Below are 23,826 nucleotides of genomic sequence, written 5' to 3'. Positions count from 1 at the left end.
CGAGCTCAGGTGACGCGGTCAAGTGACGAGGCTCAGGTGGCGCGCTCAGATGGCGCGCTCAGGTGATGGGCTCAGGAGACGGGCTCAGGAGACGGGCTCAGGAGACGGGCTCAGGAGACGGGCTCAGGAGACGGGCTCAGGTGGCGCGGTCAGGTGGCGCGGTCAGGCGGCGCGGTCAGGCGGCTGGATCCGTTGGGGTGGCCTCGACGATGGAGACCACCGTTCCCGTCGGGACGACCCGTGACAGCCGCAGCCCCGAGGCCGCGAACAGCCGCGCGAAGTCCGCCTCCGTGCGCTCCTTGCCGACCAGGGCGGACATCAGCAGCAGGTCCAGCGTCTTGGCCTGGTGGGGCGTGTTCCCGCGCGGCACGACCGCGTCCACCACCAGGATCCGGCCCCCGGGCGCCATGGCCCGGCGGCAGTTGCGCAGGATGGCCGCGCACTGCTCGTCGTCCCAGTCGTGCAGGATGCGCTTGATCAGGTAGACGTCGCCCCGCGGGACCTCGGAGAAGAAGTCTCCCGGTGCCGTCCGCCAGCGGCCCTTGATCTCGTCGATGTCCAGCCGGTGCCCGGCCACCACGTGCGCCTCGTCGAACAGCACCCCTTCGAGCCCCGTACGCCTGCGCAGCACCTCCAGCAGGAACCCGCCATGACCGCCGCCCACGTCCACCACGACCCCCGCCTCCGGGAAGTCGTAGCAGGCGGCGACCGGCAGGTTCTCCGCGTCCGACACCGCCGCCATGCCGTTGTGGAAACTCGTCGCGGTCTGCTCGTCCATGGCGAAGTAGTCGAAGAACGGCATGCCGAAGATGCCGGCGAAGACGGACCCGCCCTCTCTCAGACACCGCTCCATCTCGCCGCTGGGCAGCCACAACGTGTGATCGGTGAGCATCAGTACGGCCGGCCGCGCCGACAGCGGCACGTCGGACCGCAGCGCCTGCCCGAGCTCGGTGAGCAGGAACCGCCCGTCGTCCAGCTCCTCGACGACGCCGCGGGTGGCCACCAGGCGCAGGATCCGGTGCAGGCTCTCCTCGTGGACGCCTGTCTGCCCGGCCAGCTCGGCGACCGTGCGCGGCCCGCCGGCCAGCTCGTCGGCCACACCCACCGCGGCCACCGCGCGCAGGGCTGCGGGGTAGACGTAACCGAGTGCCTCGTCGATGAGAAGGGCCATGGACCGCCGGTCACCCGGCTCCGCGCCCGTCTTCTCCGCTTCGCTCCACATCAATCCTGCCACCTCAGGGTGTACGACGATTGGGCGAGCCGCGCGGCAAGGGAATCACACCACCGCGCCATCACTATATGGCGGCCGAAGAATCGTGGCCATGGCGTGCCTGCCTAGGGTGGGAACCATGACCGATCAGCTTGAGCCCATGCCCGGCGATCAGCTTGAGCCCATGCCCGGCGACTGGCGGCGTGCCCTGGCCATCGTGGCCCACCCCGACGACCTCGAGTACGGCTGCGCGTCCGCCGTGGCCGCCTGGACCGACGCGGGCCGCGAGGTCTCCTATCTCATCGTCACCCGGGGCGAGGCGGGCATCGACACCCTGGAGCCTGCCAAGGCGGGTCCCGTGCGCGAGCGCGAGGAGCGGGCCAGCGCGGCCGTCGTCGGCGTGCACGCCGTGGAGTTCCTCGACCACGCCGACGGGGTGATCGAGTACGGGACCGCGCTCAGGAAGGAGCTGGCCGCCGCGATCCGCCGGCACCGCCCGGAGCTCGTGATCACGTTGAATCCGGACGACACCTGGGGCGGGACGTACTGGAACACGCCCGACCACCGGGCCGTAGGCAGAGCCGTGCTCGACGCCGCCGCAGACGCCGGAAATCGCTGGATATTTCCGGACACGGAGGCCGAACCCTGGGCCGGCGTCCGCTGGGTCGCCATCGCGGGCACCGACTCCCCCACCCACGCCGTGGACGTCACGGACGGGCTGGAGCGCGGCGTGCGCTCGCTCATGGAGCACCGGGCCTACATCGAGGCGCTCACCACGGAGGACCCGGAGACCTACGTCCGCAACCTGATCGAGGGGTTCGCGCACGAGGAGGCGCGGCGGTTCGGCGGGCGGCCCGCCGTTACGTTCCGCCTCTTCACTCGATAATCAAACACTTAATGGATATTTCGGCATATCGCCGGACATTAAGAACTTCGTCTGCGACCGCCTGGAGATCTTGCTAGGGTTTCGTGCCCTGCGGTTGATCGTTCCCGCAGGTACCGCCGGTCGGGCGCATCACATCAGGGCTCCGCCATGCCCGCGTCCGGCCGATCCCCCGAATCGAAAGGGCATTTCCTCATGACCAAGTCATGGCTCGTCGCCGTCTTACTCTGCTTCTTCCTCGGCGTGCTCGGCATCCACCGCTTCTACGTGGGGAAGATCGGCACGGGCATCCTGATGATCGTCACCATCGGCGGCTTCGGCATCTGGGTGCTGATCGACTTCATCATGATCCTCGTCGGGAAGTTCACCGACAAGCAGGGTCAGCCGCTGGCCAAGTGATCAGGCCCGGATAGCGGAAGAACGGCGGAGCAGCCACGAGGTGGCGGCTCCGCCGTACCCGTCTCAAGGCCGTCAGACCTGGACGCGGCTCTCCACGGCGTTGACGATCTCGGCGATCGCCTCGTCCACCGGGATGCCGTTCTTCTGCTCGCCGCTGCGGTAGCGGAAGGACACCGCGCCGTTGGCGAGGTCGTCGTCGCCCGCCAGCAGCATGTAGGGGACCTTCGACTTCTGCGCGTTGCGGATCTTCTTCTGCATCCGGTCGTCGGCCGCGTCGACCTCGACCCGGATCCCGCGCTCACGCAGCTTCTTGGCGACGTCCTGGAGGTAGGCCACGTGGGCGTCGGCGATCGGGATGCCGACCACCTGCACCGGAGCCAGCCAGGCGGGGAAGGCGCCCGCGTAGTGCTCGGTGAGCACGCCGAGGAAGCGCTCGACGGAGCCGAACAGCGCCCGGTGGATCATGACGGGGGTCTGCCTGCTGCCGTCGGCCGCCTGGTATTCGAGACCGAAGCGCTTGGGCTGGTTGAGGTCGAGCTGGATCGTGGACAGCTGCCAGGTGCGGCCGATGGCGTCCTTGGCCTGGACGGAGATCTTCGGCCCGTAGAAGGCCGCGCCGCCCGGGTCGTCGACCAGCTGAAGCCCCGACTCGGTGGCGACCTGGCGCAGGGCCTGCGTCGCCTCCTCCCACTCGGCGGGGTCGCCGATGAACTTGTCGGAGTCGTCGCGGGTGGACAGCTCCAGGTAGAAGTCCTCCAGGCCGAAATCACGCAGCACGCTGAGCACGAACCTCAGCAGCGACTTGATCTCGTCGGACATCTGCTCCCTGGTGGTGTAGATGTGCGCGTCGTCCTGCGTCATGCCGCGCACCCGGGTCAGCCCGTGGACCACGCCCGACTTCTCGTAGCGGTAGACCGAGCCGAACTCGCACAGCCGCAGCGGCAGCTCACGATAGGAGCGCCCGCGCGCCCGGAAGATCAGGTTGTGCATCGGGCAGTTCATCGGCTTGACGCGGTAGTCGATGCCCTCCAGCTCGAAGGCCGGGAACATGTCGTCGGCATACCAGGGCAGGTGGCCCGAGGTCTCGAACAGCGACGACTTGGTGATGTGCGGGGTGTTGACGAACTCGTAGCCCGCCTCGGCCTGCCGCCTGCGCATGTAGTCTTCCATCTCCTTGCGGATGATCCCGCCCTTGGGATGGAAGATCGGCAGGCCGCTGCCCAGCTCCGGCGGGAAGCTGAACAGGTCGAGCTCCACGCCCAGCTTGCGATGGTCGCGCTTTTCGGCCTCTTCGAGAAGCTTGAGATATTCGTCCTGCTTGTCGCGCGACTCCCACGCGGTGCCGTAGATGCGCTGGAGCTGCGGGTTCTTCTCGCTGCCGCGCCAGTAGGCGCCGCCGGAGCGCATGAGCTTGAACGCGGGGATCGACCGGGTGGAGGGCACGTGCGGCCCCCGGCACAGGTCCTTCCACCGCAGGTCGCCGGTCTTGGCGTCGAGGTTGTCGTAGATGGTGAGCTGTCCGGCCCCCACCTCGACGGACTCCTCGTCGGCTGCGCCGCCCTTGAGCCCGATCAGCTCCAGTTTGTACGGCTCCCCCGCCAGCTCCTCGCGCGCCTCATCGTCGGAGACGGCCCGGCGGGAGAACAGCTGCCCCTGCTTGACGATCTCCCGCATGCGCTTCTCGATGCGCTTGAGATCGTCGGGGTGGAAGGCCTCTTTGACGTCGAAGTCGTAGTAGAACCCGTTGTCGACCGGCGGCCCGATGCCCAGCTTGGCGTCGGGGAACAGCTCCTGCACGGCCTGCGCCATGACGTGCGCGGTGGAGTGGCGGACGATGGCCCGGCCCTCTTCGCTGCCGACCTCGATCGGCTCGACCACGTCGCCCTCGGCCAGCGGGTGCGCCAGGTCGCGCGCCTCGCCGCCGACCCTGGCCGCGACGACCGTGCGGCCGTCGGCCTCGAGCGCCTCACCGGCCGTCGTGCCGGCCGCGACCACACGCTCGGCTCCGGCGAGGGTGATGCGTAGCTCGGCTGACACGGTGTCTCCCTTGGATCGCGCTCGATGCCCGGCACCGAGGCTGGTTCGGTGGTGAACACCGATGCTATCGCGGGTGAAACCCCAGCCTTGTCAGGTCCTGCCGGGTGCCGTGGAAGAGGTTGCGGTCGAGCGGGCTGTTGGCGTACTGGTGGATGGTCCAGTCGCTCCAGGGCCGCGGCACCGGCGGCCGGCCGCGCGGGCTCTCCGGGCTGGCGATCCACAGCGGATAGTCGGCCAGCCCGGCGCAGTGGCCGCCGTGCGCGAAGGAGTGGAACGTGTAGATGAACGGCCGCACGCCCGCGTGCCTGGCCACGTGCTGGCACCAGCGGCGGGCGTACCTGGCGACCTGCTCGGGCCGCAGGCCGTCGTTGGTCTCCAGGTCGAGCGCGACCAGGTCGCCGCGGCGCAGCCCGCCGGCCGACCCGATCGTGCTCAGGAAGTGGCGCGCCTGCTCGATGGGATCGCCCTTGGGGCGGGCGAAGTGGTACGCCCCGCAGACGAGCCAGCTCTCGCGCATGCCGTTCCAGTTACGCGCGAACCACTTGTCGGTGTAGTCGCCGCCCTCCGTCGCCTTGGCGAAGGCGAAGGCCACTCCGTCGTCCGCGTGGCCGGCCCAGTCGACGGTGCCCTGCCAGTTCGACACGTCTATGCCCAGTAGCAAGCGCTTCACCTTGTCGGAGTTTATGGGGACGGCTTCCGGTCAGCCCTTCGCCGCGCCGACCAGCAGGCTCCGAGTCCGTTCCCGGTTGGCGTAGGGGGAGCCCACGAAGTCGGTCACCCCCGCGTCCGCCAGCTCGCCGAGCTTGGCCAGCACCGTGTCCTCGTCGCCGACGATCGCCACGTCGCCCGGCCCGGCCGCGCCCTCCCTGTCGAGCATCGCCCGGTAGGACGGCAGCTGCCCGTACACGGAGAAGATCTCGTTGGCGCGGGCGACGGCCCCGGCGGGGTCGTCGGTGACGCAGACGGGCAGTGCGCAGACGACGCGGGGCGGCTCGCGGCCGGCCTCCGCCGCGGCGGCCCTGATCGTGGGCGCGATGTGCTCGGCGACCGTCTTCGGGCCCGTCATCCACAGCACGGTGCCGTCGGCCACGGTGCCGGCGAGCTTGAGCATGCGGGGGCCGAGCGCGGCCACCAGCACGGGCAGGCCCGCGCCGGGCGTGGAGAGCTTGAGGTCGGCCTTGAGCGTCTCGCCGTCGTACTTGACGTGCTCGCCACGGGTGGCCGGGATCAGGACGCTGAGATATTCCTTCATGTGCCGGCCGGGGCGGTCGAAGTCGTAGCCGTACATGTTCTCGATGACGATCTTGTGTGACAGGCCGATGCCGAGCGCGAACCGGCCGCCGAGCGCGGCGTTGGCGGTCATGGCCTGCTGGGCGAGCACCGCCGGGTGGCGCGGGTAGGTCGGCACGACGGCGGTGCCGAGCTCGATGCCCGGCACCTGGTTCCCGGCGGCGGCCAGGGCGGTGATGGCGTCGAGGCCGAAGATGTTGGAGAGCCAGGCGGAGGCGAAACCGTCGTCCGCCGCCTGGGAGATCTGGTCGCGCAGCCCGCCGATCGGGTCGCCGTCTTTGGGCTCGCTCAGGAAATAGCCGTATCGCATGGGAACAGAACTCCGTTCTGGTGACTCACGCGAATGTATCTTCCCACGCGGTCTCGCGGGCACCCGCCGCGCTCTGCGGATTTCCCGGGCCGGATTTGTAAGGTGGCCTCATGACGCACGAACGCGCTGGACAGCCCGCAGGGCCCGACGATCTCGTCGACGTCGCCAGGCTGGTGACGTCCTACTACGCCCTGCACCCCGATCCCGGCCAGGTGGGAGAGCGGGTGGCGTTCGGCACGTCGGGGCATCGGGGATCGTCGCTCGACACGGCGTTCAACGAGGACCACATCGTGGCCACCACGCAGGCCATCTGCGAATACCGCCGCGAGCAGGGCACCGACGGGCCGCTGTTCCTCGGCATCGACACGCATGCGCTGTCGGAGCCCGCGCGGGTCTCGGCGCTGGAGGTGCTCGCGGCCAACGGGATCGAGGTGCTGATCGACGCCCGCGACGGCTACACCCCGACGCCCGCCGTCTCGCACGCCATCCTGCGGCACAACCGGGGGCGCACGACCGGGCTCGCCGACGGCATCGTGATCACTCCGTCGCACAACCCGCCCGCCGACGGCGGGTTCAAGTACAACCCGCCGCACGGCGGTCCCGCCGACACCGAGGCCACCACGTGGATCCAGGACCGGGCGAACCGGCTGCTGGCGTGCTCGCTGGAGGGCGTGCTGCGGGTCCCGTACGCGAACGCGCTGAAGGTGGCCGGGCGGCACGACTTCCTCGGCACGTATGTGGACGATCTGCCCTCTGTGGTGGACCTCGACGCGATCAGGTCGGCCGGGGTGCGCATCGGGGCCGATCCCCTGGGCGGGGCCAGCGTGGCCTACTGGGGTGAGATCGCCGACCGGCACCGCCTGGACCTGACCGTGGTCAACCCGCTGGTCGATCCGACGTGGCGGTTCATGACGCTCGACTGGGACGGCAAGATCCGGATGGACTGCTCGTCGCCGTACGCGATGGCCTCGCTCATCCAGAGCCGCGACAAATACGATATTTCCACCGGAAACGATGCCGACTCCGACCGGCACGGCGTCGTCACCCCCGACGGCGGCCTGCTGAACCCCAACCACTACCTCGCCGTCGCCATCTCCTACCTGTACTCCCACCGCGACGGCTGGCCGCGCGACGCGGGCGTCGGCAAGACCATGGTGAGCAGCGGGATCATCGACCGCGTCGCGGAGTCGCTGAAGCTGCGGCTGTACGAGGTGCCGGTGGGCTTCAAGTGGTTCGTGCCGGGGCTGCTGGACGGGTCGCTGGGGTTCGGCGGCGAGGAGAGCGCGGGGGCGTCGTTCCTGCGGCGCGACGGGTCGGTCTGGTCCACCGACAAGGACGGCATCATCCTCGCGCTGCTGGCCTCCGAGATCCTGGCCGTCACGGGCGAGTCGCCGAGCGCACACTACCGGGACCTGACCGAGCGGTACGGCGAGCCCGCGTACGCCCGCGTGGACGCCCCCGCGACCCGCGAGGAGAAGGCCGTGCTCGCGAAGCTGTCGGCCGAGCAGGTCACGGCCACCTCGCTCGCGGGCGAGCCGATCACGTCGGTGCAGACGTCGGCGCCCGGCAACGGGGCCTCGCTGGGCGGGGTGAAGGTCTCGACGCAGAGCGCCTGGTTCGCGGCCAGGCCCTCGGGGACCGAGGACGTCTACAAGATCTACGCGGAGTCCTTCAAGGGGCCTGAGCACCTGGCCAAGGTGCAGGAGGAGGCCCGCTCCCTGGTGTCGTCCGCGCTGGGCTGACCCTCCCGTGATCCGGGCGCCCCGATCGGGCGCCCGGCTCTCATGTTCAGTACGTCAGGTGCCTGCCGCCGTCGCCGACGAGGATCTCCCCCGTCACCATGTCCGACTCCAGCAGCGCGGTGACGAGCTGGGCGATGTGCTCCGGCTGCGCCGTGCGCCGCAGCGGCGCCTTCTGCTCCTCCTTGGCCGCCATCTCGCCGAACACCTGCTCGCCCATCCTGTCGATGTGCCAGCGGGTCGCCACGATGCCGGGCGCGACCGCGTTCACCCTGATCGCGGGGCCGAGCGCGACGGCCAGGTCGCGGGTGAGCTGGAGCAGCGCCGCCTTGCTCACGCCGTACGCCATGGAGGAGCCGGTGGCCAGCAGGCCGGCGATGGAGGCGACGTTCACGATCGCGCCGCGGGCCGCCCGCAGGTCGGGGGCGAAGGCGCGGGCGCAGTAGAAGGCGCCCATGAGGTTGACGCCCATGACCTGCTGCCACACCTCGTCGGTGAGCCCGTCCAGGTCGGGGAACGGCACCCACTTCGTCGTCCCCGCGTTGCACACCAGGGCGTCCACCCGGCCGTAGTCGGATCGCACGCGTTCGGCCATGCGGCGTACGGCGGCGTCGTCCGAGACGTCGGCGGCCACCGCCTCCGCCTTGCAGCCCAGGCCCTCCAGCCGCGCCACGGTGGCCTCCGCCGCCGCGGCAGAGCGCGAGTAATTGACGATCACGGCCGCCGCGCCCTTCCGCGCCAGGCTCTCCGCCACGGCCGCGCCGATGCCGGTGCCGCCGCCGGTGATCACGGCGACCGTCCCGTTGATGTCCATGACCTACTCCTCTTCCACCAGTCGTTCCCGTACCGGGCAGACGGTCGCGCGGCCCGAGACGACGCGCGCCCGCTCGGGCACGGCGGGCGTCATGGACGCCGCGGGTGTCTCGGGCACAGCGGGCAACTCAGGCACAGCGGGCGGCTCAGGCACAGCGGACGCTGCGGGCGGCTCGTACCTGGCGGGCATCTAGTCTCCGCAGGGCGTGCCGGGCCATGGGACGCCGAGCCGGGCGGCGAGGACGCTCTGGGGCGCGGGTGCCCCGGCGGCGCGCAGGAGGCCGCGGGCGGTCGGCGGCGATGAGACGGTGGATGCGTTCACGGTGACCGGTCTCACTTCGGCAGGGCGGCGTTCCGTGCGCTATGCCCGCCCGTGCCGCGACCCAAACGGATCCAACGGCTCGCCGGAATGGGCTCTGCCCGGTGAATTCCGGGTCGGGGCTTTCAGGTCAGTTCGAGGGCTGTGGCCCCGGACATTCCGGTACGGCCGAGGTCCGCGCGGCGGCCGGCCGCCACCCCGTCGCGGTAGCCGGTGCCGCTGGTCCTGGGGACGCTCATCCGGATGTCCGGGTAGTGGGCCGCCACCACCCGCTCCACCTCGGCCCTGCGGTCGGCCAGCACCAGCGCGGTCCCCGTGCCCCCGGCCGCGGACTCCGCGCCGGCCTCCGCCTCGCTCAGCAGCCGGTACACCTCGTCCGTGAACCCCAGCAGCCACGACCGCCGGTAGGCGCGCACGGCCGTGGCGGGCTCGGGCGGCCGGACCTTCGCCAGCCCGGAGGCCATCTGCAGCAGCAGGGACGTGGCCAGGAGGTCGGCGCGTTCGAGGTCGGCCGCGAACCCGAACACGTGCACCCGCTGCCCGCCGTCCCCGCGCCCGATGAGCAGGGGACGGCACCGTACGGCCTGGGCGACCAGGCTGACCAGGCGAGCCTTCTCCCTGGCCCAGGGGTTGGGCAGCGTGACGATCCGGTCGCCGGGCGTCTGGCGGGTGCCCGCGGGAGGGAGCGAGTCGATGCCGTGTTTCGCCATCAACGCCGAGGCGGCCGCCATGAACGTGGCCCGCTCATGGTCGTTGTCGGTGCGTTCGGCCTTGGCCAGGAGTTTCCTGACGCGTTCGAGCGTGCGCTCCCGCAAACGTGCTCCTTCAGGACTTGGTCAGCACCCGCCCGTCGTCCGCGATGGCCGGGAATGCACCGGTGTCGACGATGCCGTGCTGCTGGAACAACGCCTCGATGAGGGCGTGTGCCTGCGGCTCCAGCTTCCACAAGGCACGATACTCGCGTGCCGCGGCCAGCGAGATCCCGATCTCCTGGGCGATGTCCACCGTACGCGGGACGATGCCCTTGGCGATCTGCCGGTCCCAGAACACGCGGGCGGCCCGCATGAGCGCGGCGCGCTGGGCGGTGTCGACGACCTGCGGAGTGGTGTCCAGCACCTCGATGTCCTCGTCGTCGTCATCGACGAGCGCGGCCAGCGCGGGCGGCAGCGCGGGGCGGGCCGGGACCGGGTGGTGGTCCGCGTGGGGCTCCCACGGCACCCGCGGGTCGGCGTCGATGAGCGCGGAGGTGTTGTACAGGGCGGCGATCTGGGCCAGCAGCGCCTCCTGGCGGGACTGGTCCACGGCCAGGCCGGTGTGCTCGACGGCCTGATCCATGGCCTTGTCGAGCTTGGCCAGCGCGGCGCGCATCTTCCGCTCCGACCCGCCGCCCTCGCGCAGCGCCTTGGCCCGCTTGGCGGCCAGGGCCACCCTGGTCAGCCTGCGGTGCGCGTCGACCTCGCTCGCCGTACGGTCGCTGACCTCGGCGACGCCGAGCCTGACCATGAGCCGCTCCGGCGTCAGCCGCCAGTTGATGCGGCCGGTGCCGCGGATGCGGTGGCGTTCGATGGCCATGCCGCGCTCCCACAGCCAGGCGGCCACCAGCGGGGCGGCCAGCCTGAACACCGCTTCGGGCAGGCTGCGCGCGTCCATGCTGGACAGCACGGCGGTCAGGCAGGTCAGCGCCCACACGGCGATGCCGTCGATGCCGGCGGAGAAGTTCTCGCGCATGTTGCGGCGGGCGCGTACGGCCGAGGTGATGATCGCGACCTCGATGAACGCGAACAGCAGCAACCGGAGCGGTCCATCGAGGCCCAGCACGTCTCCGGAGAAGCGCCACATGCCCTGGGCGGACACGCCCGTGGCGATGGACGCGGCCACGACGGTCAGCACGTCCTCGATGGGCCGCGGGGCTATGTACCTGGAGAACACCCAGGACAGGGCGCGCCAGGCGACCCTGAGCACCAGGAAGGCCAGCGCCAGGGCCGCTAAGGCCAGCAGCGCGATGACAGCGGTGGCGAACGGCTTCTCCGCGACGAAGGCCGCGATTTCCTCAAATGTCGGCATCAGTCACTATCCGTGAGGCTTCAAACTCCGGCTCTATGCGACGAGATCATCGCAGAATGTCGCCATCTTGTACGCCAAACGACGGCTGCTGCCCCATTTTGCCCCCTTATCCCACTGGTTACTGCACTGCGACGACCTCCTGACAGAGGGTGTATCAGGCGCGGGCGTGCGGCCTCTGCGGTGACAAGGGGTTCATTCGAGGGAGGGGCTATGAGGATCTTCGGGCGGGAGCCGGCGCTCATTCTGGGCCTGGTGAGTGCGGGGGTGCAGATGGTGACGGCGCTCTTCCTGCCGCTCACCATCGTCCAGGTGGCGGCGGTCAACTCGATCGCGGCGGCGGGGCTGGGCGTGTGGACGGCGTTCGTGACCAGGAACCGGGACGGTGGCGCGTCCGTCAAGCCGGCCGTGCTGGGCTTCGCGCAGGCGGCCATCACGCTGGGGCTGGTGTTCGGGGTGTCTCTTACGGATCAGCAGACGGCGGCCATCATGGCGTTCGTGGCGCTGGCGGGCGCGCTCTTCGTCCGCCAGGTCTCCACTCCGGCCGGCCCTGCCGGCTCACCACCGGCCGACCCTGCCGCAGCGGACACCGTTCCGGCTGACACGGTCCCGGCCGGCAGCGTCCCGGCGGGCACGGTCCCGGCGGGCACGGGCGCAGGCGGCGCGGTCCCGGCGGGCGCGACTTCGGGGGGCGTGACTTCGGGGGGCGGGGGCCCGACCATCGCGCTACCGGAGCCACCTCCAACGGACGCGGCGAACTGACGCGTCCTGACGGAGTCACGGGGCGAGGGGCGAGGGGCGAGGGGCGAGGGGCGAGGGGCGAGGGGCGAGGGGCGGGGACCGGTGAAGCGCCCCCGCCGCCCCGCACACCATCTCCCTGGACGCGAACGGATATGGGCTGGTCGGGTGGAGCGGGCGGGCGCACAATGGGACCGAGGAGGGGGCTGTGAGCAAGCGATCGCGCAGACGCCGTGCTCTTCCCAGCGGCGCGCCCACCTGGCTGCCCGGATACGGTCCCGGCGAGCCGCACTGGGGCGAAGGTGACGAATTCCCGTTCGACGATCCGCAAGGAGGCGAGGGCGGGGTACGCGAGCCGCGCAGACCCAAGCCCGCGCCGCCTTCCCTGACGGCCGAGATGGCACCGCCCGAGCCGCCCGTGTATGCGCGCGACCGGACCGAACCGTCACCCGACGCTGTAACGAGGACCCTGGCCGGTAGGTGATCCGGGCCTTGGCCGGCGAACGACCCGCGGTGTCGGATGGCAAGCTGGTCAGAGTGCTGGACCGGTGAACAACCCGAGGCTTCGGATGGCAGAGTGGTTCGTGTGAGGCGGCCACGCCATCAGGCGGCCAGGAGGTCGGGGCCGCAGGTGGTCGGAGGGTCGGGCGGCAGGTGGTCGGGGGTTCGGGGGCGTAGGTGGTTGGTGGGCGCGGGGGAGGTGAGCGGGGCGGAACCGGCGCTGGGCTGAGATGTAAATTCGTCCTTTCGGAGGGGACGATCCGCCGTTCCGGATGGGACCATCTATGCAGGGATTTATCCCAACATGGTGCGATGTATCCCAGCAGGGACGGATATCGATGTCAGACACAGAAGAATTCCCGCTCGTCCAGTTCATGCGTGACGGGTTCGACCCGGTCGGCGAGCTCGCGCGCATCCGCGCCGAGCACCCGGTCTTCCCCATGGACATCCCCGGCGGCCAGACCGTGTACCTGGTCACCCGCTGGGAGGACGTACGCGGAGTGCTGAGCGACCATGAGCGTTTCAGCAACGACTTCGCCGGCGTGATCGGGCTCGGCTCGAACCAGGAGGACCCGGGCGGCCTGGGCTTCCGCGACCCGCCCGAGCACACGCGGCTGCGCAAATACCTCACGCCCGAGTTCACCATGCACCGGCTGCGCAGGCTGGAGCCGCGCATCGAGGCCATGGTCGCCGAGCACCTGGACCGGATCGAGGCCAAGGGCGGGCCGGTGGACCTGGTGGAGGAGTTCGCGCTGCCGATCCCGTCGCTGGTGGTGTGCGAGCTGCTCGGCGTCCCGTACGAGGAGCGGGCCGGCTTCGTCAAGATCAGCAAGGACCGGTTCGACTTCACGGCCGGGCCCGAGGCGTCGTTGCAGGCGATCAACGAGGCGATGGCCTACCTGACCGACCTCGTCGCCAGGGAACGGCAGAACCCCGGCGACGGGCTGCTCGGCCAGCTGCTGCGCGAGCACGGCGACGAGCTCGACGACCGTACGCTCGCCAGCATGGCCGACGGCCTGCTGACCGGCGGGCACGACACCAGCACCAGCATGCTCGCGCTCGGCACCCTGTGGTTGCTGCGCAACCCCGAGCAGGCCGCGAAGGTGCGCGAGGTCGACGGCTACATCAACGACGTGGTCGAGGAGCTCCTGCGCTACATGACCGTCGTGCAGGTCGCCTTCCCGCGTTTCGCCCGCGACGACATGGAGCTGCACGGGCACAAGATCAAGAAGGGCGAGATGGTGCTCTGCTCGCTGACCGGCGCCAACCGCGACCCGGCGCTGGGCGAGGCCATGGACGAGGTACGGCCGGGCAGGCAGACGGCCGGCTCGCACATGGCCTTCGGCCACGGCATCCACCGGTGCATCGGCGCGCCGCTGGCGCAGATGGAGATGCGCATCGCCTTCCCCGCCCTGCTGCGCCGTTTCCCGGAGCTGCGCGTCGCCGGTGAGGTGCCGTTCAGGGAGCTCGCCATCGTCTACGGCGTCAAAGAGCTACCCGTCGCCTGGTAGAGCGGTTACGTTCGCAGTGTGAGCGAGCCTGTCATCGATCTGACCGCGATCAGCGCCGTCGTGTTCGACACGGACGGCGTGGTCACCGACACCGCTCGGGGGCATGCGGCCGCATGGAAGCACGTCTTCGACGCGTTCCTGCGCGGCCGCTCGGCGCCGTTCGACATCCGCGACGACTACCTGCGCCATGTGGACGGGCGGCCGCGGCTCGACGGCATCCGCACGTTCCTGGCCGCGCGTGGCATCACCGCGCCCGAGGGCGCCGCCGACGACGAGCCGGGCGCGCCGACCGTGCACGGGCTGGGGCTGGCCAAGGACCAGGTCTTCCTGGCCCAGGTCGACAAGTACGGCGTGGCCGCCTTCCCCGCCACCGTGGCGCTGCTGCACGAGCTGCGCCGCAGGGGCGCCCGCACCGCGGCCGTCTCCGCCAGCCTGCACGGCCGCAGGCTGGTGGGCGCGGCGGGCGTCATGCATCTGTTCGACCTGCTGGTGGACGGCAACGACGCGGCCCTGATGAACCTGCCTGGCAAGCCCGATCCCGCCCTGTTCCTGGAGGCGGCCAGGCGGCTGGCCCTGCCCGCGGCCAGGACCGCGGTGGTGGAGGCGGCCCTGCCCGGGATCGAGGCGGCCGGGAAGGGCGGGTTCGGGCTGGTGATCGGGGTCGCCAGGGACGGCGGCGCGGCCGAGCTGCGCGCGCACGGCGCCCATGTCGTGCTGTCCGACCTGGGCGAGCTCGAGGTGCGCGGGAAGGTCCTACGCTTGACGTCGTGACCGTTCTCATCGATCCGCCCAACTGGCCGGGGCCGCGTGGCCTGATGTGGTCGCACCTCGTCAGCGACAGCTCGCTGGCGGAGCTGCACGACTTCGCGGCGCGGCTGGGGGTGCCCGGGCGGGCGTTCGACCGGGATCACTACGACGTGCCGGAGACCGTGCACGCGCGTGCGGTGGCGCTGGGGGCGGAGGCGGTCAGCTCGCGTGAGCTGCTGCGGCGGCTGATCGCGGCCGGGCTGCGCCGCCGCAAGCGCCACAGCCTGAGCTCCGAGTCCTGACGATCACGCCCCGGTGCCGCGGGTGAGGGCGTTCAGCTCGGTGGTCATGTTCGCGCGGGCCCGCTCCTCCCACAGGGCGCGGCCGCGCCGCGTCCGGTAGAGGCTCGGCACGGCGAGGAGCCGCCGCAGCACCTCGGCCCGTCCCTTCCTGAACAACTCATCCGGTACGTGGGCATACTCCTCGCGGATCCTGGCGGCGTAGTCGTCGTATCCGGGGCTGCCGAGGACGGCCAGGTCGGCGTCGCAGAGCACGGCGCCGTTCAGGTCCCCGTCGGCCAGCGTGTCGTGCGCGGCGGTGAGGCGTACCAGCCTGGCGACCTCGGCGATCCGCGCGGCGGGCACCCCGCACCGCGGCAGCCGCGCCTGGGCCAGCTCGGCGCTGCGCTCCTCGTCCCAGCCCGGCCGGCCGTCGTAGACCGCGTCGTGGAACCAGAGAGCGAGCCGGACGGCCACCACGTCGCACCCCGCGTCGTCCGGTCCGGCGGTCAGGTCGCCGACAGCGGCGAGGACGGCGGTCAGGTGGCTCAGGGTGTGGTAGCGGCGGTGCGGCTCGGACCAGCGGGCGATCAGCTCCGCCCCGATGGCGCCGGCCGCCGGGGAGTCCCCCGCGAGCGCCGTCCAGTCGTCGATCATCACCCCACCGTACGTGCCGCGCCCGTTTTGGTAGCGTCCTGGGCATCGACACGACACCACAGGACCCCCGCAGGCTGCCGAGGTGGCAGGAGCTGCGGGCCGTCCTGCCCAGGCGGCCCCGCCCGTTCCCGTCCAGGGCGCGGCGGGTGGCCGACGCGGCCGACATCGCCGATCTCCGGCTGCTCGCCCGCCGCCGGGCCCCGCGCATGGTGTTCGACTACGTGGACGGCGCGGCCGAGGGCGAGCAGTCGATGGCCAGGGCCGTGGCGGCGTTCGAGCGGGTGGAGTTCCGCCCGCGCGTCCTGCGCGACGTCGCCGAGGCGCCGACCGCCGTCGAGGTGCTGGGCCGGCGGATCGCGATGCCGGTCGTCCTCGGCCCGACCGGGTTCACCAGGATGATGCACCGCGCGGGCGAGCCGGCCGTGGCGCGCGCGGCGGAGCGGGCGGGCGTCCCTTACGTGCTGTCCACGATGGGGACCACGGCCGCCTCGGACGTCGCCGCCGCGGCCCCCGGCGGCTGGAACTGGTTCCAGCTCTACGTCGTCCGCGACCGTGCCCGCAGCCTGGAGATGCTCGCCAGGGCCACCGACGCGGGCATGGACGTGCTGGTCGTGACCGTGGACGTGCCGACGGCGGGGGCCCGGCTGCGCGACGTGCGGCACGGCCTGACGATCCCGCCCGCCCTGCGCTGGCGCAGCGTGCTGCAGGCGGCCCGGCATCCCGCGTGGTGGTTCGACTTCCTGACCAGCGAGCCGCTCAGGTTCGCCACGGTCGACGGCGCGCCCGGCGATCTCGCGGGGATCACGAACATGATGTTCGACCCGTCCGTGACCATCGCGGACCTGGAGTGGATCAGGTCGGCGTGGCAGGGGCGGCTGCTGGTCAAGGGCGTGCAGCGGGTGGACGACGCCAAGGACCTGGCCGCCGTCGGCGTGGACGGGCTGGTCGTCTCCAATCACGGCGGGCGGCAGCTCGACCGCACCCCCACGCCGCTGGAGCTGCTGCCGCACGTGGTGGACGCCGTGGGCGACCGCACGGAGGTCTTCCTGGACGGCGGCGTGCGCAGCGGGGCCGACGTGGCCGCCGCCGTCGCGCTCGGCGCCCGCGCCTGCTTCGTCGGCAGGGCCTACCTGTACGGGCTGATGGCGGGCGGCGAGCCCGGCGTGCGGCGGGTGCTCGACCTGCTGCACGCCGAGCTCGCACGCACGCTGCGGCTGCTGGGCGTGGACGGCGTCAGCGGGCTCGGCCCCGACGCCGTCCACCTCCGAAGATGATCAGGTGATGATCAGGTGACGCTCAGGGGAACGTGACCACCTTCACCGGGATCGTGTCCGTGCCCTGCGCGGGACCTCCCGTGTTGTTGACGACGTGCGCGATCGTCCCGTTGCCGCCGAGCGAGACCGTGAGCAGGTCGTGGAAGCGCACTCCCGCCGCGACCGGCGTCTCGAAACCGCGTTCTGCGACGACGGAGGGATCGACGTTGAAGTAGCAGTACGCCCCCAGCCCCCACGCCTCGTGCGAGGTCACGGAGTCGGCGACCTTGTAGGCGGCGTAGCCGCGGGTGGAGCCGTTCATCCAGGCGGCCTGGTTCGGCGGGTCGTACGGCATCTCGTTCTGGAAGAAGATCGTCTTGCCGCGCTGGCCGTTCCAGACGACCTGGTACTTCTGGTAGTGCTCGACGAACAGCCCGTACGCGGTGACGTCGTCGCCGTTGACGATCAGGCCGGTGTCGGCGGTGTTGACGGTCCAGCCGATCCCGGCGCCGTGGTCGCCGCGCCAGGCCCAGATGTGGTCGATGATCGTGTTGTCGCTGTTCACGACCAGGCTGGTGGTGGCCTTGCCCGCGTGGGCGCCGCCGATGCGGAAGAACACGTCCTGGATCGAGATGGGGTTGGCGGCGTGCGTGGCGGCCGAGCCCGACGGGCCGACCTCCATCAGGATGGGCGAGTTGACGCTGCCCGCGTCGAACAGCAGCCCGGCCACCTTGACCCCGTCCACGTCGGCGACCCGCATCGGGACGACGCCGTTGTCCGGGATGATCGTGGCGTAGCCGAGCCCGAGCACGACCGTGTTCGCCCTGGTGACGTTGATGGTCTGGCCGACGTGGTAGATGCCGGGCGTGAACAGCAGGTGCAGGCCGGAGGCGAGCGCGGCGTTGATGGTGGCCGCGGTGTCGGACGGCTTGGCGACGTAGAACTGGCTGAGCGGGATCGAGGAGCCGGCGCCGGTCCAGTTCACGCCGCGCGAGTTCTGCCGCAGGGCGGGGACGAAGACCTGGTAGTTCCCGGCCGCGTCCACGTACAGGTAGGGCTTCTCCCTGGTCACGGGGCTGGTGTCGAGCGTCGTGTACGGCGGCTCGGGGAACGACTGGGCGGGCGCGCCGACCACGCCGGAGAAGACCATGTTCCAGACGCCGTTGAGCCAGCCGCCGATGTTGCTGTCACGGGTGAACCACTGCTGCTGCGAGTACGGCTGCACGGTCCCGTCGATCCTGCTGTCGGCGATGTAGCCGCCGCTGGCCCAGCCGTACCCGCTGGGCGCCAGGTTGAGGTTGCCCCTGACGTGGATGCGCCGGAAGGGGGCCGCCTGGGAGACCGCCCACTGGTTGGTGCCGCCGCTCGGGGTGATCGACAGGTTCTCCGCCGAGCGCCAGAAGTTCTGGGTGGCGTTGCCGCCGAACCAGCCCGCGTCCACCCTGACCTGGCCGTTGATGGTGACGTCGTCGGGGTTGCGGCCGAGGCCGGCGATGGAGGTGTAGAAGCCGATGTTGGCGTTGACGTTGTAGGAGCCCGGCTTGAACAGCAGGGCGTGGCGCTGCAGGCCGAACTGGTTCGACTCCATCTGGGTGAAGGTCGAGTCGAGCGTGGACTGGATGGTGGCCGCCGGCATGGACGGGTCGAAGACGTGCACGTTGGGGCCGAGGTCGCCGCCGCCGGGCGGGGTGGTGGTGCCGGTGGTGCGCACGGCGAGCTCCCACAGCGAGTAGCCGTACGCGGTGGCCCGGACGGTGCCGTGCACGCGGACGTAACGGCCGCTGCCGGAGACGGCCAGGGTCTGGGTGCCGCCGGTGCCGGTCGTCGTGGAGTAGACGTCCGTCCAGGCGGAGGCGTCACTGGAGAGCTGGACGCGGAACGCGGTGGCGTAGGCCGCCTCCCATTGGAGCACCACCTGGCAGATCTGCTGGACCGAGCCCAGGTCGACCTGGATCCACTGGGGGTCGCTGAAGGTGCTGGCCCAGCGGGTGCCGGCGTTGCCGTCCACGGCGGCCGAGGCGGGGGTGCCCGCGCCCTCCGACGAGGAGGCGGTGGCCGGGCGGCTGAGCGCGGCGTTGGCGGTGCCGCAGGCGGTGCCGCCGCCGGTCGTGCCGTAGACCTGGAACTCCCACAGCGAGTAGCCGTAGGCGGTGGCGCGGGCGGTGCCGTACACGCGGACGTAACGGCCGCTGCCGGACACGTTCAGGGTCTGCGTGCCACCGGCGCCGGTCGTCGTGGAGTAGACGTCCGTCCAGGTGGAGGCGTCGCCGGAGACCTGGACGCGGAACGCGGTGGCGTGGGCGGCCTCCCACTGCAGGACCACGCTGGTGACGGTGGCGGTGGCGCCCAGGTCCACCTGGAGCCACTGCGGGTCGCCGAACGCGCTGGACCAGCGCGTCCCGGGGTTGCCGTCCACCGCCGCGGCGGCCGCCGTGCCGGCGCCCTCGGATGACGACGCGGTCGCCGTCTTACCTTGCGACAGGAGCGGGTCGGCCGCCTGCGCGGGGCCTGCGACCAGGCACTGCAGGATCAGGGCGGCGATGAAAGCCCAGATGAGGGCGGGACTTCGGCGCGGGTGCACTGCTTCTCCTCACGAACAGGGGGTGTGTGAGAGAGCGCTCTATCGAGCAGAGCGTGCCTGTGGCCGCGACTTGTGTCAATGCTTTATTTAACACTTAGGCAATAGTGGAGACCGTTCCCCGAAACGCGGCGTTGCCGAAGAACGGCTCCAGCACCAGCGTGGCCGCGCCCAGCGCGACGGCGTCGGGCCCGAGGCGGCCGAGCACCACCGTCCCCGGCCGGAACGGCTGGGCCTGCGTGTTCGCGGCGGTGGCCGCGCGGATCCGATCGAGCAGCCGCCCGCCCAGCATGAGGCCGGCCCAGCCGCCGATGACGATGCGCTCGGGGTTGAACAGGTGCACCAGGCTCGACAGGCCCACGCCGAGCAGCTCGACGCTCTCGTCGATGACCGGCGAGCCCTCTTCGAGCAGCCGCGCCAGCGCGGCCTCCTCCTCGGCCGAGTCGGCGACGACGCCCGCGCGGTCGAGTATCGCCTCCGCCCCCAGGTACGCCTCCAGGCATCCCCTGGCCCCGCACCGGCAGGCCCGCCCACCTGCGACGATCTTCAGATGGCCGACCTCCCCTGCCGCCTTGCCCGCGCCCCGGTAGATCTCGCCGCCGGTCACGATGGCGCCGCCGACGCCGGAGCCCATGAGCACGATGATCGCCTCACGGGTGCCCTTGCCCGAGCCGAACCACAGCTCGGCCTGGCCCATGGTCTTGGCGCCGTTGTCCACGTACAGGGGCAGCTCAGGCGATGCGCCGGCCCGCAGCAGCGCGCCGAGCGGCACCGACTCCCAGCCGAACGTCTTGGCCCGCACCAGCGCGTCGGGGCCGGGATCGACGATGCCGGGGACGCCGACGCCCACGCCGAGCACCTGCTCGGGGGCCACCCCGCCCTCCGCGATCACCGCGTCGACGCCGGTCAGGATGTGGCGGGCGACCAGCTCGGGGTCGTGCTTGGCCGAGCGGACCGCGTAGTGCGCCCTGGCCCGCTCCTTCATCTCCAGATCGAACAGCTCGACCTTGACCTGCGTCTCGCCGACGTCCACGCCGACCGCGTAGCCGTAGTCCGGATTGACCCTGAGCAGCACGCGGGGCCGGCCGCCGTCGGAGTCGACCTGGCCGGCCTCGACGATGACGTGGTCGCCGAGCAGATCGCCGGTCATGGTGCTGACGGTGGCCGCGCTGAGGCCGGTCGCGGCCGACAGCTCGTTGCGGCTGGCCGGGCCGCCGAAATAGAGCGAGCGCAGCAGCATCGCCCGGTTCCCCCTGCGCAGATCCCGTACGGTCCTGCGCTCTGACGTGCCCATACTCGTCCCCGTCCTCTCCGAATCGCTCCGTCATGTTAGTTCAAGGCTCGAAAGCGGCTGTAGCCCAGGGCCGTGAACGCGCCGTTACCGAAGCGTTTCCCAGGCGGGTCCTGACTTTCTTCGAGGCTTAGATTATGGTCTGCCCATCCCCCCGATGAGGAGACGACAATGAGCCGAGGACTTGTGCGAGGCGCCACCGTGGCCGCGCTCGCGACCCTGCTCGTGAACGGGCTGGCCGCTTGTGGCGGCGGCGCCGGCCAGGGGTCGGGCGACTCCAAAGAGCTGACTTTCTGGATGTACCAGGACCGCACGCCGCAGGCGGGTCAGGTCATGGAGAAGGTCCGCAAGGACTTCGAGAAGGCCAACCCCGGCGTGACGGTGAAGCTCGTCAAGATCCCGAAGGACGACTACAACACCAAGCTGGGCAGCGCGGTCGCCAGCAAGAGCGCCCCCGACGCGGGCATCCTGGACCAGCCCCTGGTCTCCAAGTACGCCCTGGACGGCACGATCAAGGAGGTGCCCGCCGGGCTGATCACCGAGGCCGACTTCTACAAGGGCGCGCTCGACACCAACCGCGCCAACGGCAAGCTCTACGGCCTGCCCCAGGACCAGACCTGCGTGGCCCTGTTCTACAACAAGAAGCTGGTGCCGGCCCCGCCGAAGACCTGGGACGAGCTCAAGCAGGCCGCCGCCCAGGTGCACGCCGCCGACGCGAACGTGGCCGGCATGAACGTCCCCAAGGGCGACGGGTACGGCGCCTGGATGTTCCCCGGCATCGTGCACGGCGCCGGCGGTCAGATGGTGGACGACGCGGGCAAGAAGGTGCTGTTCGACCAGCCGCCCGCGGTGGAGGCGCTGCAGCTCTGGGTGGACCTGCTGAAGTCCTCCCCGCGCAAGATCACCGACTCGGACAAGCCGTTCGAGAACGGCCTGGCGGCCATGACCATCTCCGGGCCGTGGGACGTGCCGACGATCCACGCCGACTTCCCCGACCTCGACTTCGGCGTGGCGCCGCTGCCGTACAAGACCGAGGCGGCCGGCAACATCGGCGGCGAGGACTCGGTGGTCTTCTCCACCAGCAAGAACGCCGACCTGGCGTGGAAGTGGCTGGCGTTCATGAACAACGCCCAGAACAACGCCGCCGTCGCCGACGCGCTCGGCGGCTTCCCCGTCCACCTCAAGGCGCAGCCGGTCGCGGGCGGTCCTGAGCAGGCGGCGTTCCTGGAGCAGCTCAAGGTGGCGCACGCCCGGCCCGCCGTGCCGCAGTGGATCCAGGTCAACGACGAGATCATCGCTCCCGCCATCGAGTCCGCGCTGATCGGCAAGGTCACCGCGCAGCAGGCGCTGACGGACGCGGCGGCCAAGACCCGTTCCCTGCTCGGCTGGAACAGCTGACGTGACCGCACCCGTGCTGGCCGACAAGCCGGGACTGGCGCCGGGCCCAGGGAGGCGGGCCCGGCGCCGCCCGGCGGCGCGCCGCCGCGACCATCTCATCGCCTGGCTGCTCATCGCCCCGGCGCTCGCCTATTTCGTGATCTTCCTGCTGTATCCGGCCCTGTCGGCCCTCTACTACAGCTTCACCGACTGGAACCTGCGCTCCGACGCCGGCTGGGTGGGCCTGGCCAACTACACCGACCTGATGTTCGACGACGTGAAATATCCGCACTTCTGGAAGTCGGTGCGGGTCACGCTGCAGTACACGCTCATCGCCGTGCCGATGACCCTGGTCGCCGCGATGGTGCAGGCGCTGCTGCTGAACGCCGTCAGGCGCGGCGCGAACCTGTTCAGGCTGCTGCTGTTCCTGCCGGTCGTCACGGCGGAGGCAGCGGTCGGCGCCATCTGGCGCTGGCTCTACGACCCGCAGTACGGCCTGATCAACTCGGTGCTCGAACTGGTCGGCATCCCGGGACAGAACTGGCTCAACACCCCCGAGCTGGTCATCCCCGCGCTGGCGTTCATCGCGACCTGGCAGTGCGGCATCTCGATGATCATCTATCTGGCCGGGCTCAAGGGCATCCCCGGGGCCATCCAGGAGGCGGCGATCATCGACGGGGCGAACCCCTGGCAGCGATTCTGGCGGGTGACGCTCCCGATGCTCAGGCCCACCACGTTCTACCTGCTCGTGACGGGGGTGATCGCGGCGCTGCAGGTGTTCGGCCTGGTGTACGTGATCTTCTCCGGCAACGGGCGCAGCGTCACGGGCGGCCCCGAGCAGTCGGGCCTGACGTACGTGCTGCACCTCTACCTGTTCGCCTTCCGCTACGACGCCATGGGAGCGGCCTGCGCGATGTCGTTCATCCTGCTCGTCTTCATCATGATCGTGACGGCGCTGCAGTTCCGGTTCGTCCGCCAGGAGGCGTCGTGACGAAGAGCCGCAAGGCCTCCATCTACGTGGCCCTGGTGCTGCTGGCGGCCGTGTCGGTGGTGCCGTTCCTGTGGATGCTGGCGACCTCGGTCAAGCACGGCCAGGACATCTACACCAAGGTGCCCAGCCTGCTGCCGCTGGACAAGAAGACCGGCGAGTGGGCCGCGACGCTGGACAACTACGACTACGTGCTCGGCTACGGCGGGCTCGGCAGCGCGTTCGTCAACAGCCTCTGGGTGTGCGCGGTCCTGGTGCCGGCCAAGCTGCTGATCGACGCGCTGGCGGCGTACGCGTTCGCGCGGATCCCGTTCCCGGGGCGCGACAAGCTGTTCGTCTTCATGCTCGCCGGGATGATGGTGCCCACGATCACCCTGCTGGTGCCGCGCATCCACGTGACGCAGGCGCTCGGCATGTTCGACACCGGGTGGGGGCTCATCGTCCCGAACGTGGCCTCCGTGCTCGACATCTTCCTGCTGCGGCAGTTCTTCCTGTCGATCCCGGCCGAGCTGGAGGAGGCCGCGCTGATCGACGGCGCCGGCCGGATGCAGATCTTCTGGCGGATCGTGCTGCCGCTGTCGAAGCCGGTGCTGGCGGTCGTGACGATCACCAGCTTCCTCTTCCACTGGAACGACCTCGTGTGGCCGCTGGTCGTCACCAACGACCCCGAGCTGTACACGCTGCCGCTGGCGTTGCAGCAGCTCGTGGCCAGCCCCGACGGCGGGCGCGCCTACTACATCATGGCGGGCGCCACGCTCGCCGTCCTGCCGGTGATCGTCGTGCTGCTGATCTTCCAGCGGCGCATTCTGCAGGGCATCGCATTCACCGGGCTCAAGGCTTGAGGAG

At 70.8% G+C, this 23,826-nt stretch carries 22 protein-coding genes; 12 read left to right on the top strand and 10 right to left on the bottom strand.

All coding sequences use genetic code 11. The annotated features are described in order from the left end of the window. Positions 1–175 precede the first annotated feature (175 nt). Positions 176–1,222, bottom strand: a complete 1,047-nt coding sequence (locus ABEA43_RS24415; protein WP_345565166.1) for a methyltransferase — start codon at positions 1,220–1,222, stop codon at positions 176–178. Positions 1,223–1,349: 127 nt separating this feature from the next. Here ABEA43_RS24415 and ABEA43_RS24410 point away from each other — a divergent pair, with 127 nt between their 5' ends. Next, positions 1,350–2,096: a PIG-L deacetylase family protein gene (locus ABEA43_RS24410; protein ID WP_345565164.1), complete on the top strand. Its 747-nt coding sequence runs from the start codon at positions 1,350–1,352 to the stop codon at positions 2,094–2,096. Positions 2,097–2,288: 192 nt separating this feature from the next. After that, complete coding sequence (locus tag ABEA43_RS24405) at positions 2,289–2,492, top strand: TM2 domain-containing protein (RefSeq protein WP_345565162.1); 204 nt, start codon at positions 2,289–2,291, stop codon at positions 2,490–2,492. Between the two features lie 72 nt (positions 2,493–2,564). Here the strand turns inward: ABEA43_RS24405 and thrS are convergent, their stop codons facing one another. The 3 genes from thrS to ABEA43_RS24390 all read right to left on the bottom strand — a co-directional run bounded on the left by thrS (position 2,565) and on the right by ABEA43_RS24390 (position 6,129). Further along, entirely contained in the window at positions 2,565–4,529 is a 1,965-nt protein-coding gene (gene thrS / locus ABEA43_RS24400) for a threonine--tRNA ligase (protein WP_345565160.1), read from the bottom strand. 64 nt (positions 4,530–4,593) lie between these two features. Continuing rightward, positions 4,594–5,199, bottom strand: a complete 606-nt coding sequence (locus ABEA43_RS24395) for a glycoside hydrolase family 25 protein (RefSeq protein ID WP_345565158.1) — start codon at positions 5,197–5,199, stop codon at positions 4,594–4,596. 30 nt (positions 5,200–5,229) lie between these two features. Next, positions 5,230–6,129, bottom strand: coding sequence for an LLM class F420-dependent oxidoreductase (locus tag ABEA43_RS24390; RefSeq protein ID WP_345565157.1), 900 nt, complete (start codon positions 6,127–6,129; stop codon positions 5,230–5,232). A 110-nt stretch (positions 6,130–6,239) separates the two neighbouring features. Here ABEA43_RS24390 and pgm point away from each other — a divergent pair, with 110 nt between their 5' ends. Next, positions 6,240–7,871 carry a phosphoglucomutase (alpha-D-glucose-1,6-bisphosphate-dependent) gene (gene pgm, locus ABEA43_RS24385; protein WP_345565156.1) on the top strand — a complete coding sequence of 544 codons (1,632 nt, stop codon included), beginning with the start codon at positions 6,240–6,242 and terminating at the stop codon, positions 7,869–7,871. Between the two features lie 46 nt (positions 7,872–7,917). On the opposite strand, the gene ABEA43_RS24380 is transcribed toward pgm, so the two are convergent. Continuing rightward, positions 7,918–8,682, bottom strand: coding sequence for an SDR family NAD(P)-dependent oxidoreductase (locus tag ABEA43_RS24380; protein WP_345565155.1), 765 nt, complete (start codon positions 8,680–8,682; stop codon positions 7,918–7,920). Here ABEA43_RS24380 and ABEA43_RS24375 point away from each other — a divergent pair. Further along, the gene (locus ABEA43_RS24375; RefSeq protein ID WP_345565153.1) at positions 8,681–8,875 is read left to right on the top strand and encodes a hypothetical protein; all 195 of its coding nucleotides are present in this window, start codon (positions 8,681–8,683) and stop codon (positions 8,873–8,875) included. The genes ABEA43_RS24380 and ABEA43_RS24375 overlap by 2 nt on opposite strands. 250 nt (positions 8,876–9,125) lie before the next feature. Here the strand turns inward: ABEA43_RS24375 and ABEA43_RS24370 are convergent, their stop codons facing one another. Both ABEA43_RS24370 and ABEA43_RS24365 read right to left on the bottom strand, forming a co-directional pair. After that, on the bottom strand, positions 9,126–9,815 hold the full coding sequence (locus ABEA43_RS24370) for a DUF2786 domain-containing protein (protein WP_345565152.1): 690 nt from the start codon (positions 9,813–9,815) through the stop codon (positions 9,126–9,128). A 10-nt stretch (positions 9,816–9,825) separates the two neighbouring features. Next, positions 9,826–11,064, bottom strand: a complete 1,239-nt coding sequence (locus ABEA43_RS24365; protein ID WP_345565150.1) for a hypothetical protein — start codon at positions 11,062–11,064, stop codon at positions 9,826–9,828. Between the two features lie 210 nt (positions 11,065–11,274). On the opposite strand from ABEA43_RS24365, the gene ABEA43_RS24360 reads away from it, so the two are divergent. From ABEA43_RS24360 to ABEA43_RS24345, 4 genes are all read left to right on the top strand, one after another. After that, positions 11,275–11,823, top strand: coding sequence for a hypothetical protein (locus ABEA43_RS24360; protein ID WP_345565149.1), 549 nt, complete (start codon positions 11,275–11,277; stop codon positions 11,821–11,823). Between the two features lie 815 nt (positions 11,824–12,638). Continuing rightward, positions 12,639–13,811: a cytochrome P450 gene (locus tag ABEA43_RS24355; RefSeq protein ID WP_345565147.1), complete on the top strand. Its 1,173-nt coding sequence runs from the start codon at positions 12,639–12,641 to the stop codon at positions 13,809–13,811. A gap of 18 nt (positions 13,812–13,829) precedes the next feature. Then, a complete protein-coding gene (locus tag ABEA43_RS24350; RefSeq protein ID WP_345565146.1) occupies positions 13,830–14,582 on the top strand; it encodes an HAD family hydrolase in 753 nt (250 codons plus the stop codon). Next, a complete protein-coding gene (locus ABEA43_RS24345; protein ID WP_345565144.1) occupies positions 14,579–14,860 on the top strand; it encodes a DUF4031 domain-containing protein in 282 nt (93 codons plus the stop codon). The genes ABEA43_RS24350 and ABEA43_RS24345 overlap by 4 nt, the downstream gene beginning before the upstream one ends. Before the next feature lie 3 nt (positions 14,861–14,863). Here the strand turns inward: ABEA43_RS24345 and ABEA43_RS24340 are convergent, their stop codons facing one another. Then, positions 14,864–15,493 (bottom strand): HD domain-containing protein, encoded by a 630-nt coding sequence (locus ABEA43_RS24340; RefSeq protein WP_345565143.1) that lies wholly within the window; start codon positions 15,491–15,493, stop codon positions 14,864–14,866. 146 nt (positions 15,494–15,639) lie between these two features. On the opposite strand from ABEA43_RS24340, the gene ABEA43_RS24335 reads away from it, so the two are divergent. Next, a complete protein-coding gene (locus tag ABEA43_RS24335) occupies positions 15,640–16,767 on the top strand; it encodes an alpha-hydroxy acid oxidase (protein WP_345565142.1) in 1,128 nt (375 codons plus the stop codon). A gap of 22 nt (positions 16,768–16,789) precedes the next feature. Here ABEA43_RS24335 and ABEA43_RS24330 read toward each other — a convergent pair whose 3' ends face one another. Together ABEA43_RS24330 and ABEA43_RS24325 are read right to left on the bottom strand one after the other, a co-directional pair. Beyond that, positions 16,790–19,327 (bottom strand): discoidin domain-containing protein, encoded by a 2,538-nt coding sequence (locus ABEA43_RS24330; protein ID WP_345565141.1) that lies wholly within the window; start codon positions 19,325–19,327, stop codon positions 16,790–16,792. A 94-nt stretch (positions 19,328–19,421) separates the two neighbouring features. Next, positions 19,422–20,618 carry an ROK family transcriptional regulator gene (locus ABEA43_RS24325; protein ID WP_345565140.1) on the bottom strand — a complete coding sequence of 399 codons (1,197 nt, stop codon included), beginning with the start codon at positions 20,616–20,618 and terminating at the stop codon, positions 19,422–19,424. A 168-nt stretch (positions 20,619–20,786) separates the two neighbouring features. Here ABEA43_RS24325 and ABEA43_RS24320 point away from each other — a divergent pair, with 168 nt between their 5' ends. Genes ABEA43_RS24320 through ABEA43_RS24310 form a run of 3 tightly spaced genes read left to right on the top strand, consistent with a single transcriptional unit; the run spans position 20,787 to position 23,822 of the window. Further along, positions 20,787–22,013: an extracellular solute-binding protein gene (locus ABEA43_RS24320; RefSeq protein WP_345565139.1), complete on the top strand. Its 1,227-nt coding sequence runs from the start codon at positions 20,787–20,789 to the stop codon at positions 22,011–22,013. 1 nt (position 22,014) lies between these two features. Then, positions 22,015–22,983 (top strand): carbohydrate ABC transporter permease, encoded by a 969-nt coding sequence (locus ABEA43_RS24315; RefSeq protein WP_345565138.1) that lies wholly within the window; start codon positions 22,015–22,017, stop codon positions 22,981–22,983. After that, positions 22,980–23,822 (top strand): carbohydrate ABC transporter permease, encoded by an 843-nt coding sequence (locus tag ABEA43_RS24310; protein WP_345565136.1) that lies wholly within the window; start codon positions 22,980–22,982, stop codon positions 23,820–23,822. The genes ABEA43_RS24315 and ABEA43_RS24310 overlap by 4 nt, the downstream gene beginning before the upstream one ends. The last annotated feature ends 4 nt before the right edge of the window (positions 23,823–23,826 follow it).

It is taken from the genome of Nonomuraea rosea (genome assembly GCF_039539705.1).
Lineage (GTDB): Bacteria > Actinomycetota > Actinomycetes > Streptosporangiales > Streptosporangiaceae > Nonomuraea > Nonomuraea rosea.
This window is presented reverse-complemented; position numbering and strand designations above follow the sequence as displayed.

Bases quoted from the DNA above. Each gene is read 5' to 3' on its own strand.
- ABEA43_RS24355 (WP_345565147.1), top strand. From the start codon at position 12,639: ATGTCAGACACAGAAGAATTCCCGCTCGTCCAGTTCATGCGTGACGGG.
- ABEA43_RS24365 (WP_345565150.1), bottom strand. From the start codon at position 11,064: ATGCCGACATTTGAGGAAATCGCGGCCTTCGTCGCGGAGAAGCCGTTC.
- ABEA43_RS24340 (WP_345565143.1), bottom strand. From the start codon at position 15,493: ATGATCGACGACTGGACGGCGCTCGCGGGGGACTCCCCGGCGGCCGGC.
- ABEA43_RS24390 (WP_345565157.1), bottom strand. From the start codon at position 6,129: ATGCGATACGGCTATTTCCTGAGCGAGCCCAAAGACGGCGACCCGATC.
- ABEA43_RS24415 (WP_345565166.1), bottom strand. From the start codon at position 1,222: ATGTGGAGCGAAGCGGAGAAGACGGGCGCGGAGCCGGGTGACCGGCGG.
- ABEA43_RS24380 (WP_345565155.1), bottom strand. From the start codon at position 8,682: ATGGACATCAACGGGACGGTCGCCGTGATCACCGGCGGCGGCACCGGC.
- ABEA43_RS24360 (WP_345565149.1), top strand. From the start codon at position 11,275: ATGAGGATCTTCGGGCGGGAGCCGGCGCTCATTCTGGGCCTGGTGAGT.
- ABEA43_RS24325 (WP_345565140.1), bottom strand. From the start codon at position 20,618: ATGGGCACGTCAGAGCGCAGGACCGTACGGGATCTGCGCAGGGGGAAC.
- ABEA43_RS24320 (WP_345565139.1), top strand. From the start codon at position 20,787: ATGAGCCGAGGACTTGTGCGAGGCGCCACCGTGGCCGCGCTCGCGACC.
- ABEA43_RS24405 (WP_345565162.1), top strand. From the start codon at position 2,289: ATGACCAAGTCATGGCTCGTCGCCGTCTTACTCTGCTTCTTCCTCGGC.
- ABEA43_RS24410 (WP_345565164.1), top strand. From the start codon at position 1,350: ATGACCGATCAGCTTGAGCCCATGCCCGGCGATCAGCTTGAGCCCATG.
- pgm (WP_345565156.1), top strand. From the start codon at position 6,240: ATGACGCACGAACGCGCTGGACAGCCCGCAGGGCCCGACGATCTCGTC.
- ABEA43_RS24375 (WP_345565153.1), top strand. From the start codon at position 8,681: ATGACCTACTCCTCTTCCACCAGTCGTTCCCGTACCGGGCAGACGGTC.